The 12,560-nt window shown below is 58.8% G+C and carries 12 protein-coding genes and 1 tRNA gene; 2 read left to right on the top strand and 11 right to left on the bottom strand.

Translation table 11 applies throughout. The features are described from left to right. Nucleotides 1-7: 7 nt before the first annotated feature. Nucleotides 8-655, bottom strand: a complete 648-nt coding sequence (locus BM254_RS12835; RefSeq protein ID WP_092004256.1) for a hypothetical protein — start codon at nucleotides 653-655, stop codon at nucleotides 8-10. Nucleotides 656-763: 108 nt separating this feature from the next. On the opposite strand from BM254_RS12835, the gene BM254_RS12840 reads away from it, so the two are divergent. Continuing rightward, nucleotides 764-1,126 carry a hypothetical protein gene (locus BM254_RS12840; RefSeq protein WP_092004259.1) on the top strand — a complete coding sequence of 121 codons (363 nt, stop codon included), beginning with the start codon at nucleotides 764-766 and terminating at the stop codon, nucleotides 1,124-1,126. A gap of 86 nt (nucleotides 1,127-1,212) precedes the next feature. On the opposite strand, the gene BM254_RS12845 is transcribed toward BM254_RS12840, so the two are convergent. Next, nucleotides 1,213-2,220 carry a helix-turn-helix transcriptional regulator gene (locus BM254_RS12845; RefSeq protein WP_092004262.1) on the bottom strand — a complete coding sequence of 336 codons (1,008 nt, stop codon included), beginning with the start codon at nucleotides 2,218-2,220 and terminating at the stop codon, nucleotides 1,213-1,215. A gap of 436 nt (nucleotides 2,221-2,656) precedes the next feature. Here BM254_RS12845 and BM254_RS12850 point away from each other — a divergent pair, with 436 nt between their 5' ends. Continuing rightward, complete coding sequence (locus BM254_RS12850; protein WP_092004264.1) at nucleotides 2,657-3,655, top strand: virulence RhuM family protein/type II toxin-antitoxin system death-on-curing family toxin; 999 nt, start codon at nucleotides 2,657-2,659, stop codon at nucleotides 3,653-3,655. 302 nt (nucleotides 3,656-3,957) lie between these two features. Here BM254_RS12850 and BM254_RS12855 read toward each other — a convergent pair. The 9 genes from BM254_RS12855 to rseP all read right to left on the bottom strand — a co-directional run bounded on the left by BM254_RS12855 (nucleotide 3,958) and on the right by rseP (nucleotide 12,559). Continuing rightward, a tRNA-Met gene (locus BM254_RS12855) sits at nucleotides 3,958-4,034 on the bottom strand. A gap of 79 nt (nucleotides 4,035-4,113) precedes the next feature. Then, nucleotides 4,114-4,794, bottom strand: coding sequence for a ribonuclease HII (rnhB, locus tag BM254_RS12860; RefSeq protein WP_092004267.1), 681 nt, complete (start codon nucleotides 4,792-4,794; stop codon nucleotides 4,114-4,116). Next, complete coding sequence (lpxB, locus tag BM254_RS12865; RefSeq protein ID WP_092004270.1) at nucleotides 4,794-5,975, bottom strand: lipid-A-disaccharide synthase; 1,182 nt, start codon at nucleotides 5,973-5,975, stop codon at nucleotides 4,794-4,796. Before lpxB ends, rnhB begins: the two co-directional genes overlap by 1 nt. Nucleotides 5,976-5,992: 17 nt before the next feature. Continuing rightward, nucleotides 5,993-6,784, bottom strand: a complete 792-nt coding sequence (gene lpxA, locus BM254_RS12870) for an acyl-ACP--UDP-N-acetylglucosamine O-acyltransferase (protein WP_092004274.1) — start codon at nucleotides 6,782-6,784, stop codon at nucleotides 5,993-5,995. Beyond that, a complete protein-coding gene (fabZ, locus tag BM254_RS12875; RefSeq protein WP_092004277.1) occupies nucleotides 6,784-7,221 on the bottom strand; it encodes a 3-hydroxyacyl-ACP dehydratase FabZ in 438 nt (145 codons plus the stop codon). The genes lpxA and fabZ overlap by 1 nt, the downstream gene beginning before the upstream one ends. 11 nt (nucleotides 7,222-7,232) lie before the next feature. Beyond that, nucleotides 7,233-8,258 carry a UDP-3-O-(3-hydroxymyristoyl)glucosamine N-acyltransferase gene (lpxD, locus tag BM254_RS12880; RefSeq protein ID WP_092004280.1) on the bottom strand — a complete coding sequence of 342 codons (1,026 nt, stop codon included), beginning with the start codon at nucleotides 8,256-8,258 and terminating at the stop codon, nucleotides 7,233-7,235. A gap of 44 nt (nucleotides 8,259-8,302) precedes the next feature. Further along, entirely contained in the window at nucleotides 8,303-8,800 is a 498-nt protein-coding gene (locus tag BM254_RS12885; protein WP_092004284.1) for an OmpH/Skp family outer membrane protein, read from the bottom strand. 46 nt (nucleotides 8,801-8,846) lie between these two features. Continuing rightward, on the bottom strand, nucleotides 8,847-11,165 hold the full coding sequence (gene bamA / locus BM254_RS12890; protein ID WP_092004286.1) for an outer membrane protein assembly factor BamA: 2,319 nt from the start codon (nucleotides 11,163-11,165) through the stop codon (nucleotides 8,847-8,849). 44 nt (nucleotides 11,166-11,209) lie between these two features. Next, entirely contained in the window at nucleotides 11,210-12,559 is a 1,350-nt protein-coding gene (gene rseP, locus BM254_RS12895) for an RIP metalloprotease RseP (protein ID WP_092004288.1), read from the bottom strand. Nucleotide 12,560: the final 1 nt, after the last annotated feature.

Consider the following 12,560-nt stretch of genomic DNA (forward strand, 5'->3'; position numbering starts at 1 on the left):
CGAGACGTTACTGCCAGGCTTCACGGGTCGTGGATGCGATGAGATCCAGTTCCCTGCCGCCTGAGGCCTGGTTCGGTACCGGCCCGTCTTGCTTACCAATCACTTCGCCGTTCAAGGCCAAAAGGTAGGCTGCGTTCTTTTTGTAGTAAAACCAATACTGCTTGATCTGTCCCCAGATTCCAAGATCTCCGCCGGTTTCGTAGACATGCTCTCGAACAAGACTCTGAGCCCGACCGAGCTGCCTGTCGATTGGCAAGCGCCAGAACCCTTTAGGGAAATGCAGATACCGCTGGTGTTCACACGAGGCCAGCGCGAACAGAGGCTGGCTTTTGCGCTGAAAGCCTGTGTCTACCCACAGGTAAGGCTTGAATGCCTGTTTTTCTTCGTCCAGGTATTTCTTCACCCGACTGATGCGCTGGTCGGTCTCCGCCATATCCATGCCGACCACCACGCACAGAGCCCGCAGAAATCCCTCGCTGCTGTATTTGAAATCAAAGCCGCCATCCTCCATGCCGAAACTGGAGCTTTCGAGTACGTTGTCCAGGCGCTCCAGGTTGGCGGAGGTGGTCCGGGTATAGCCCATTCTGTTCAGGATTTCTTCTCTTGGGTATTGGGCCACATGGAGGATAAGGTCCGTTTTGAAGTTGTTTACCATTCAATTCCCTCCCATTCGATGATGGGTATTGTGCAAGCACGACGCGACAAAACCTGTCGCGTAGCTCTTTTATGCTTGTGGTGTCCGAGAAAAAGGAGGAAGCACCACATGAACCGAGCCAAGAAAGAAGAAGCCCGCAAACATCGGGAAGCGCGGGAGGGTTTGTCCGAAGAGGAAATTCGGGAACTGGATCGAAAAGAATTCCTGGAGAACCAGGTCCGGGCCCTTGCCCGGGAGATTCACTACGAGTGGTTTCCGGAGGAGTATGATTTCATGATGGACTCGAGTTCCGATGCCAATGACCGGCGCCGGGGGATCAATCCGATGAGTGAGGAGTACACCCACCGGGTCAATGCTCGCCGCCAGGAACGGGGTGTTTCACCGCTTGGAGCTAATGGTATGCCTACTTCGAATGAGAGTTGGGATATTGCTTATGCCGAAGCGAAAAAACGGATCCTCAATAACAGTTGAGGACCGTGCCGCCTCGACATGGCCCCCATCGCTATCCGAACCAGCCTGGCGAACACAGTGCATGGGTGAACAACTGAACCCTTGGTTTATTTTTCAGTCGCCCTGCGCGCACGCTCCAACCCACTCCTGAGCGTGCCCTCAATCTCCTCCCTCAACCACTCCGGCTCCAGAATATCGCAATGCACCGCTTGTGCCGTCAGCCACCAGCGTAAGTCCTGCGTATCGCCGACGGTCACAGTGATTTCGAAGGTGTTCTCATCAATGTCTGTCGTCACCTGGTCAAAACCCAGTGGCGATTCAATGAGGTGATTGAGTACCGGCTTGTCGCAGCGCAGGCGCAGGAATACCGGTTTGCGGGAGTGCAGGATGCCCATGGCACCGGAGGAGATGTACAGGTCCAAATCGAAATCTTCGGGTCGCTCAAGCGGCTCATCCACCAGTTCACCGGCCGTTGCCCGGTGAAGCACCAGTTGGCGGATACCTTCCCGGCCATCGATGGTACCGATGAGGTACACATTCGGGTCTCGGAAGATCAGGCCGAAGGGGTGTACGCGGATGTCCTCTGGCGCTGGCCAGTTACGGGCCTGGTAGGTGAGAGTGCACTGGTATTCCCGCAGGAGGGCTTCCGTGACGGTTTCGAGGACGTCGGCGTCGATTGCCGGACGTTTGCCACCGAGGCCGCGGTTGATGACTCGAATGCGATCCGGCCATTTGCCCAATGGATTACGTTCACGCAGCAGGGTTCGGTGGGCTTCGTCAAAATGGGGCTTTAGGTGGGCCAGTGCTCTGGGTGGCAACATCGGCTTCAAATAGGCCTGAGCCAGTTCAAAGGTGAGTGCCGCCGGCAGGTCCAGTGCCGGGATGATGTCGATGGTGGCATCCCGCTCAAAGGACCACCTGAATGGCCGGGCGGACTCATCCACCATCAGGGGAAAATCGACACTGAGTTTCTCCAGGTCCCGCTGGATGGAGCGCATGGTTACCGGGTATCCGTATTCCTCCAGCCGTTGGGCCAGTTCCGTGGTAGTGATGGTCCTCGGATAACGGGGCACCATTCGGAGCATGGTGAGGTAGCGGATGGCGGTGTTGGACATAATAAGCAAATAACCCTTACGTTTGGTAGGTTACATACTTATTCAGACGCTTGGCGAAATCAAATACGGCAGGAAAAGCCTTGTGCTTGGCGGCGCGGTGTAAGCATTCAAACAGTCCATGCGGATCTGGCGGCTTATACCCCGGAGTCCGATGCTTTCTCGGCGGTGGTGATGATCTTTGCCCATACACCGCCCCACGTCTGGCAGCATTCTTTAACAATGGCAAGGCAGGCGCTAAAGCCCGGGGGCTATCTGATTCTGGAAGGTTACACCGAGGATCAGATCGGCCGCGACACCGGTGTTGGAGCGGTGATGCAATTTGTGGTGTGGAAGCTATAGAAAGGACTAGAAGGCAAGTGAATAGCATTCGTCCGTCTGGTGTCCAAAAGGGCACCCGCTATACTGTTTCGCTTGGACGAAAAGACAAGGAGAAGTCATGAATGAACAGCAAGTACGGATTTTCACCTCAAGCGATGGCGAAGCGCGGCTGGAAGTGGCGCTGTATCAGGAAACTGCCTGGCTCAACTTGGACCAAATGGCTAATCTGTTCGATCGTGACAAGTCAGTAATTTCTCGCCATATCCGCAATGTGTTCAAGGAAGGCGAGCTCGATCGAATTTCAGTTGTTGCAAAAAATGCAACAACTGCCGCCGACGGGAAAACCTACCAAGTCGATTACTATAATCTGGATGTCATCATATCTGTTGGCTACCGAGTGAAGTCCCAACGCGGCGTGCAGTTCCGTCAATGGGCTACCAAAGTTCTCAAGGATCACTTGGTCCGGGGATATACACTCAATCGGCGCCGGTTGACTGAGCGTGGCATTGAGTTTGAACAAGCGGTAAACCTATTAAGCCGCACACTCACCAATCAAGGCCTTGTTTCCAACGAAGGTGCAGCCGTTGCGCGAGTGATCAGCGACTATGCCCGCTCTTGGAGCCTCCTGCAGGGCTATGATGAACAGCAGTTGGCGGAAGTCGGCATAAAGCAGCCAGACATGCAGCCGCTGATGCTGAATGAAGCACTTGAGGCCATTGGCGAGCTGAAACAAACCTTAATCACTAAGGGCGAGGCAACGGAATTGTTCGGGCAGATACGTGGGGATGGCCTCGCCTCTGCACTGGCTACCATCGAGCAGGGTTTCGGAGATGAGCTTTTCTATCCCAATATCGCTGCCCGAGCCGCCCATCTGCTTTACTTCGTCATCAAAAATCACCCACTGGCCGACGGCAATAAGCGCTGTGGCTCGTTTCTGTTCTTGTGGTACCTGCGCCGTAACCGAGCATTGTTGGCACGACCAGTAGAACAACTCATCAACGACAACACCTTGGTGGCCTTGGCCCTTCTGGTGGCTGAAAGCCTGCCGGGGCAAAAGACCCTGATGATCCGGCTGATTGAGCATTTCATCCTATTGAAGGAAACCGAGGCTAAATAAACTGATGGGGCTGACGTTCAACGAAAGACTTCTGACTCATATTGTTAGAGGCTTGCCCAATACTCAGAGTGCATGAGGGCCCTTGCCGCACAGCTTGGACGTCAAAATTGAGATGTAGAAACGAAAAAAGGCAGACCAGCAACTTACTGATCTGCCTTTCTCCTATATGGTAGCGGGGAGCAGGCGCGATTGAGCGCCTGCGGCAGCGGCCATTCTGCGCGTAGCGCCAATAAAAGAACGCTGACTCAAAAGCCCCCGCTTAAAAGCAACAAAGCCCGCATTTGCGGGCTTTGTTTCAATAGTGGTAGCGGGGGCTGGATTCGAACCAACGACCTTCGGGTTATGAGCCCGACGAGCTACCAGACTGCTCCACCCCGCATCAAAACTGGTGGTCTTTCGGGGCTGGCCCCGATCAACGTGGCGCGTATATTAAGGACCGGGAGCCAGCCTGTCAATTGTTAATTTTCGAACAAATCCGTGGGAAAGATAAGTTCCTCGGCGGGCGCTTCGCTTGGGGTTTTGTAGAAGCCCACCGTATCGATCACTTCCTGTACCGGGCGGAAGGAACGACGGTGTTCGGGAGTTGCGCCCAAACACCTCAGAGCCTCGAGATGAACAGGCGTCGGATAGCCCTTGTGTTTGGCCAGTTCGTAACCCGGGTAACGCTCTTCGAACGCTTCCATCTCCCGGTCACGGGTGACTTTAGCGAGGATGGAGGCGGCGCTGATTTCGGCGACTCGGCTGTCGCCCTTGATGACGGGCTCTGACGGCCAGTGCCATTTGGGGCAGCGGTTGCCGTCCACCAGCACGTATTCCGGCGGGATTGCGAGACCGGCGACGGCGCGTTCCATGGCGAGCATGGTGGCCTGGTAGATGTTGAGCCGGTCGATCTCGGTTGCCTCGCAGCGGCCGAGGCTCCAGGCGGCGGCTTTATCGATGATTTCGTCGTAAAGGGCGAGGCGTTTTTTTTCGGTGAGTTTTTTCGAATCCGCCAGGCCGGCGATGGGTTTGTCCGGATCGAGGATGACGGCGGCTGTGACGACCGCACCGATCAGGGGGCCGCGGCCGACTTCATCGACACCGGCCAGCAACCTACCCTGGTAACGACATTCGAATGGAGGTAACTCTACCTTTGCCATCAGGCTCTCTCCTCCAGCAGCCCGGAGACGGCCTCAGCGGCCTTTTCGTCGGCGTTCTGGCGCAGGGTCAGGTGTAGCTCGGTGAATGCCTTCTGCAGTCGCTGCCGCTCTTCCAGGTTCTCCATGCGCTCAAGTACCGCCGCGCCCAGGGATTCGGCGGTGGCGTCGTCCTGGAGCAGCTCGGGCACCAGCGCCTCCTTTGCCAGGAGATTGGGCAGGGCCACATGGGGCACCTTTACCAAGCGGGAGAGAAGCGCGTAGCTCATGTTGCTCAGGCGGTAACCGACCACCATGGGTTTCTTGAGCAACATGGCTTCGAGGGTGGCGGTGCCGGAGGCCAGCAGGACCACATCGGAAGCCGCCATCACTTCCCGGGATTGGCCACGTACGATGGTAACCGGCAGTTTCACCTCAAGGGATTCCACCAGCGCCTGAACCTGTTTCTCACGATCCCGATTCACGCAGGGAATCACCAGCTGGATATCCGGGCGGCGCTCCTGCAGCCAGCGGGCGGCCTCCAGGAACAGGTTGCCCAGGCGTTCGACCTCCCCTGCCCGGCTGCCCGGCAGTACCGCCAGTAACGGGGCGTTCTGGTCCAGCCCGAGCTGTTCGCGGGCTTTGCCGGTATTCGGCTCCAGGGGAATCCTGTCGGCCAGTGGATGACCCACAAAGGCCACGGGCACGTTGTGTTCTTCGTAGAAGCGGGCCTCGAACGGGAACAGGGTGAGCATGAGATCGACGGATTTGGCGATCTTGAAGATGCGTTTCTGGCGCCAGGCCCAGACCGAGGGGCTGACGTAATGCACCGACGGAATGCCCGCCTCGCGGCAGCGCCGTTCGATGGCCAGGGTAAAGTCCGGGGAATCGATGCCGATGACCACATCCGGGCGGTTGGTGAAGAAGTAGTCCATCAGGCGGGCGCGGATGCTGAACAGCTCCCGGATCCGGCCCAGCACTTCCACCAGGCCCATGACCGAGAGCCGTTCCATGGGCACCAGGGAATGAAAGCCCTCGGCAATCATCTCTTCCCCGCCGATGCCCACAAACCGGGCTTTCGGATAGCGGCGCTTCAGGGAACGGATCAGGCCGGCACCGAGGATGTCCCCCGATGCCTCGCCAGCGATCATGGCGATGGTGAGCTTGCGCTCGCTAACGATGGAAGGTGTGGTGGATTCCGTCACCGGAAGGCTCCGGCTGGTCAGCGAATGATGCCGCGGTGTGCTCCGCGCAGGGATTCAATGAGCGGGCGAGCTTCCGGCACGTCGCTGTAGTTCTTCTCCAGCTCCTCAAGTGCCTGCTCGGTGGTCAGGCCCTGGCGGTAGATCGTCTTGTAGGCACGGCGGAGTGCCAGCAACGCGTCTTTGCTGAAGCCACGACGCTTGAGGCCTTCCACGTTCAGGCCGTGGGGCTCGGCAGACTGGCCACTGGCCATCACGTAAGCGGGAATATCCTTGAGCACGATGCTGCCACCGGCGGCCATGCTGTGGGGGCCGATGTTGCAGAACTGGTGCACCATGGTGCCGCCGCCCAGAATGGCGAAATCACCCACCGACACGTGGCCGGCCAGGGTCGCGCAGTTGGCCAGGATGGTGTTGTCCCCCACGATGCAGTCGTGAGCCACATGCACGTAAGCCATCAACAGGTTGCCGTTGCCGATGCGGGTCTCGCCGCGGTCCTGAACGGTGCCCCGGTGGATGGTACAGTTCTCGCGGATGACGTTGTTATCCCCGATCACCAGGGTGGTGGGCTCGCCGGCGTATTTCTTGTCCTGGCACTCTTCACCAACACTGGAGAACTGGAAAATCCGGTTATTGCGGCCGATTATGGTCGGCCCCTTGATCACCACGTGGGAAAGGATTTCGGTGCCTTCACCGATTTCCACGCCAGGGCCGATGTAACTCCACGGGCCAACGGTCACGTTGTCCGCCAGCTTGGCTGATGGGTCTACAATCGCTTGAGGATGGACACCCGACCAGTCATTTGTCGCCATCAAACTTCTCTCTCAGCGGTCAAGATTTCTGCCGTGCAGACGACTTCCCCGTCGACCAGCGCTCGGCATTCGAATTTGTAGATGCCGCGCTTCCCGGAGAGAAATTCCGCTTCCATATCGAGGCGGTCTCCCGGCAGCACAGGGCGCTTGAACCGGGCCTTGCTGGACCCGGCGAGATATTGTACCACGCCGTCAGCGGGTTTCCGGCCCACGGTCACAAAACCGAGAATGCCTGCCAATTGTGCCATAGCTTCGATGATGAGCACGCCGGGCATGATCGGGTTGTCGGGGAAATGGCCCTGAAAGAAAGGCTCATTGAAGGAAATGTTCTTGTACCCCTTGATTGATGTTCCCTTCTCAATCTCGGTCACCCGGTCCACCAGCAAGAACGGGTACCGATGTGGCAGGTATTCAAGAATTTCGTTGATTTGCATCATGTTGGTCGGCCTCAGCCCTCTAATTTCTTTTCCAGTTCTTTGACCCGCCGTGCAAGCACATCGAGCTGGCGGAAGCGCACGGCGTTCTTACGCCATTGCCGGTTGGTATCCGCGCTGGTGCCCGAGGAATAGACCCCCGGTTCGCGGATGTCGCCGGTGACCAGTGTCATACCGGTGAGGTGCACCTGGTCGGCGATTTCGAGATGGCCCGCCACGCCGGAGGCACCACCGAAAACACAATGACGGCCGATCCGGGTGCTGCCGGCAATACCAACCATGGCCGCCATGGCACTGTGCTCACCTATATGGACGTTATGGGCGATCTGAATGAGGTTATCGAGTTTCACGCCATCGCCGATGACGGTGTCATCCAGGGCACCGCGGTCGATGGTGGTGTTGGCGCCCACTTCCACGTCGTCTCCGAGTACGACACGACCAAGCTGGGCAATGCGGTGCCAGACGCCTTTTTCATTGGCAAAACCGAAGCCATCAGAGCCGATCACGGCACCACTGAGGATATGGCAACGCTGCCCGACCACCACGTCGTGGGCCAGGGTTGCCCGGGGTCGGATCACGGTGTCACGTCCGATCCGGCAGCGGGCACCGATAACACTGCCGGCACCAATCACCACGTTCTCGGCAATCTCGGCGTCCGCCGAGATGACAGCGTTGGGGCCAATGCTGGCGCTTTCGGCAATCCGGGCAGAAGCATCCACAACGGCGCTGGCATGCACCCCGGGTGCCGGTACCGGCGCGGGATCAAACCAGTGACTGAGGCGAGCATAGCCCAGATAGGGGTTGTCCAGTAGCAGGACATTGGTGGGAGAATCCTGGGCGGCCGCCGGTGAGAGGATCACCGCGGAGGCTCGGGTGTCCGCCAGGTATTTGCCATAGGCCGGGTTGGCGAGAAAACTGATCTGGCCGGGGCCCGCGGCCGAGAGGGTCGCCAGCCCGGTGATCTGCACCTCGGGGTCTCCCTTCAGCTCTGCCCCCAATGCCTTGGCGATATCACCAAGCCGGTAGGACTTTTCTGTCATGACATACTCCAGAGCATCATCCGGGGCCGAGGTGCCCCAATCGGTTAACGGTTCAGCTTTTCCAGCAGCTGGGACGTGAGGTTCATTTCCGGCTTCACGTAGACCACCGCTTCGCTCGGCAGGATCAGGTCCAGATCGTTCTCTTCCAGCAGTTCCTTGACCGCTGCGTCTACTTCCGGACGGGCGCTCTCGAGAAACTGCTGTTTGCGCTGGGCCACGGTGTTATCCAGGCGCTGCTTGAGCATGTTGAATTCCTGCACCTTCTGCTGGAACTGGCCGGAGAGCTCGTTGCGCTCGGTCTCATTCATCATGGCGCCGTCTTTTTGCAGGCGCTCCTGAAGCTTGCGAGCAGCTTCCTGGGCTTCCCTGACACGGGCTTCCTCACCGGCGAAGTCCTTCTGCAGGGTTTCGCTGAAGGCCTTGGCTTCGTCAGAGGAAAACAGCGCCTGGCGAAGGTCGACCACGCCAATGCGGGTCTCGGCAAATGCCGGCAGGCTGACGGCCATCAGGGCTGCTGCAAGCAGGGTAATCATACGGGACATGGTATTTCTCCTGTGTTTCATCCTTTACTGTTGTTATACGTGGCCATCAGAAGGTCTGGCCGAGGGAGAACTGGAACACCTGGGTGTCGTCCCCCTCCTTGTCATTCAGCGGCTGGGCAAGACTGAAGGCCAGCGGGCCGACCGCCGTGATCCACTGGAAACCGACACCGGCTGCCAGGCGCACTTCGCTCAGTTCCGGATCAAAGCCACGTTCGGTATCAAAGACCTGGCCGGCATCCAGGAACACCGAGGTGCGCATGGAACGGCTGTCGCCCGCGAACGGGGTCGGCGTGATCAGCTCCAGCCCACCCTCGGTAAGCAGGTTGCCGCCAAACGGATCCGGCTCGGACAGGTCGAACTCGCTGTTGGTTGCCCGCAGGCCGAGGGAGTTGGCCTCGTAACCCCGGACCGAGCCGTAGCCGCCGGAGTAGAAATGCTCGTAGAACGGCATCTGGGTGCGATCGCCGTACCCGTCACCATACCCGATCTCGGAACGGGCGCGGAATACCCAGCGGTTGTCGTCGTCGATCGGGAAGTAGAAGTCGGTCTTGTGGGTGGCCTTGTAGAAGGTCAGGTCACTGCCCGGTACCGCCACATCGATGGAGAGCGAGTGGCTGTAACCATCGGTGGGCAGTACACCCCGGTTCAGCGTGCTCCGGCGCCAGCTGCCGAACAGGAAGAAGTTATCGAAGGAATCCCCTTCCTCGATGATGAAGTCCCGGACTTCCTGGGAGGTGAACAGCCCTTCCTTGATGTTGGAACGGGTGTAGCCCAGGCCGAAGTTCAGGCGGGTAATCTGGTCGGTGGGATAGCCGAAGGTGACCCGGCCGCCGTACTCGTCCAGCAGGTAGGAGGAGATGTCCTCTTCCTCATAGTCGGTCTCCCGGGCAAACACGCTGAAGCCACGGCTCACACCATCCACGGTGTAATACGGGTCCAGGTAGGAGATATTGGCACTCTTGACCGAATCACTGACGTTGACACCGAAGGAGACCCGCTTGCCCGAACCGAAGAAGTTGTTCTCGGACACGTTGGCGCCGAGGATGACACCGGAATCCTGGGAGAAACCGATGGACGCGGACAGGCTACCGGTGGGCTGCTCTTCCACGGAGTAGTTCACGTCCACCAGGTCATCGGTACCCGGTACCGGAACCGTCTCGACGTTCACCGTGCTGAAGAAGCCAAGGCGCTCGAGTTTGGTCTTGGAGAACTCGATCCGGTCGGAGGAGGCAACGCCCCCTTCCATCTGGGTCATTTCCTGGCGCAGCACGTCGTCCCGGGTGGAGACGTTGCCGTCAAAGTTGATGCGGCGTACGTAGGCGCGCTTGCCGGGCTCCACATAGAAAGTCACAGAGGCGGTATTGTTCTCGGCCGGTTCAGGCACGGCATTCACATTGGCGAAGGCGTAGCCCTCCCGGCCCAGCCGGAAGGACAGCGCCTCGGAAATGGCCGTCATGCGGGCCCGGGAGAATACATCGCCCTCTTTTACCGGGATCAGTTTGCGTAGCTCTTCTTCGCCGACGATCAGATCGCCCCTCAGGTTGATCTCGGAGATGGTGTACTGGGGGCCTTCATTGATGGCGATGGCGATAAAGACTTTCTGCTTGTCCGGGGAGATGGACACCTGGCTGGATTCGACGGTGAAGTCGAGGTAGCCACGGTCCAGATAGAAGGAGCGCAGGCTTTCCAGATCGCCACTGAGGCGTTCACGGGCGTACTTGTCCGAGTTGGTGATGGAGTTCCACCAGCTGGTGGTTTCCAGCTCAAACAGGCCCAGCAGCTCTTCTTCGCTGAAATCGTTGTTGCCCACAATGTTGATGTGGTGGATGGCTGCGACGGTGCCTTCATTGATGTCGAGGCTGATGGCGACCCGGTTCCGGGGAAGTTCTTCGGCGGTCGCTTTCACCCGGGCGTTGTAGCGGCCCTGGGCAATGTAGGAGCGCAGAATCTCGAGTTCCAGGCGTTCGAGGGTGGCGCGGCGGAATACCTGACCTTCCTGCAGGCCGGCACCGGCCAGGGCGTCCATCAGCATGTCGGTTTCGATGTTCTTGTTGCCCTCGATCTCGATGGAGCTGATGGACGGGCGCTCACGCACGGTGATAATCAGGACTCCGGCATCACGGCTGGCCTCGATGTCGGTGAACAGTCCGGTACCGAACAGGGACTTGATGGCACTGGCGAGTTCCGCCTCATCCACCTGCTCGCCAATATTCACCGGAAAGGCGGCAAAAACGGTACCCGCGGAGACCCGCTGGAGGCCTTCGACTTCGATATCCGCTACCGTAAATTCATCCGCCAGCGCTGGCTTCATGCCCATAGAGGCCACAGCGAGGCCAACGGCTACACCTAGAAGAGAACGTCTCATTCAAATATTTCGCCTGGTTAATGCGCGTAAGGAGCCCGCAATTCTCACAACCGCATCAGGTCGTTGTAAAGAGCAAACACCATTAAAGTGAGGATCAATGCCATACCAATCCGTAATCCGATGGCCTGGGCATGCTCCGACACGGGCTTCCGACGGATTGCCTCGATGGTGTAATACACGATATGGCCACCGTCCAGAACCGGAATCGGCAAGAGATTCAGTACGCCGAGACTGACGCTCAGATAGGCCAGGAACCGGACAAAATCCTCGAAACCGGAGCTCACACTCGCCTCGGCCACCCGGGCAATTGTGATAGGGCCACTGAGATTGGTGGGCGACAGCAGTCCGGTCACCATCTTCTTGATGGCGACCAGGGTCAGCCGGGTATCGGCCCAGGTTTCGCCAATGGCCTGGGGAATCGCCGCCAGGGGACCATAGCTGATATCCCGGAGCACTTCGTCGGGCCAGGATACTTGCTGCACCCCCACGCCGACAAAACCGATCACTTCCCCGGTCTCCAGCGTGCGCTCGCCCGGTGTGACCTCGAAGGTCCTCTCGGCACCATCACGCAGCACAGTAATGTCCAGGGTTTGCTCGGGTGCGTTTCGTATGCGCTCCACGAGCGTCTGCCAGTCGGATACCGGCTCACCATTGACGCTCAGGACCTTATCTCCGGCCTGAAGACCCGCAAGGTCTCCCCGGCCACCCTCGGCAATCTCGCCCAGCACCGCGGGAATCTCCGGTCGCCAGGGCGTTATACCGAATTCACCCAGGGGGTCCGGGGCGTCGTCGCTGAGTTTCCAGCCGCCCAGCTCGCCGCTCACGGTACCCCGGGCACCGTCCTCTGAAACCTCAAGGCTTACGGTACCCTGCTCACCGGTCCGTTCAAGCAGGCGCATATTGATATCGCGCCAGGACGTTACCCGGTGGCCGTCCACCGCGTGGATTTCCATACCTTCCTGCAGACCCGCCCGTTCGGCGATGCTACCCTGGGCCACGTCTCCGACAATGGGCGCAACGGCGGTCACACCCATTACACTGATCACCCAGTAGGCAAAAACCGCAAAGAGGAAGTTGGCAATGGGGCCGGCGGAGGCAATGGCGATCCGCTTCGCCGGGGACTTGGCCATGAACTCCTGGTCCTTCAGCTCCTCGGGAACCGGGCCCTCGCGCTGATCGAGCATCTTGACGTAACCGCCCAAGGGAATGGCGGCGACGGCAAACTCGGTGCCGTGGCGGTCATACCAGGAAAACATGGGCTTGCCGAAGCCCACGGAGAAGCGCAGAACCTTCACCCCACAGCGCCTGGCAACCCAGAAGTGGCCGTATTCATGCAGGGTGACAAGGATGCCCAGGGTCAGTGCCAGGGCCAGAATGGTCTCAATGATCTGCATA

Origin of the sequence: Marinobacter pelagius, from assembly GCF_900114925.1 — a bacterium.
GTDB lineage: Bacteria > Pseudomonadota > Gammaproteobacteria > Pseudomonadales > Oleiphilaceae > Marinobacter > Marinobacter pelagius.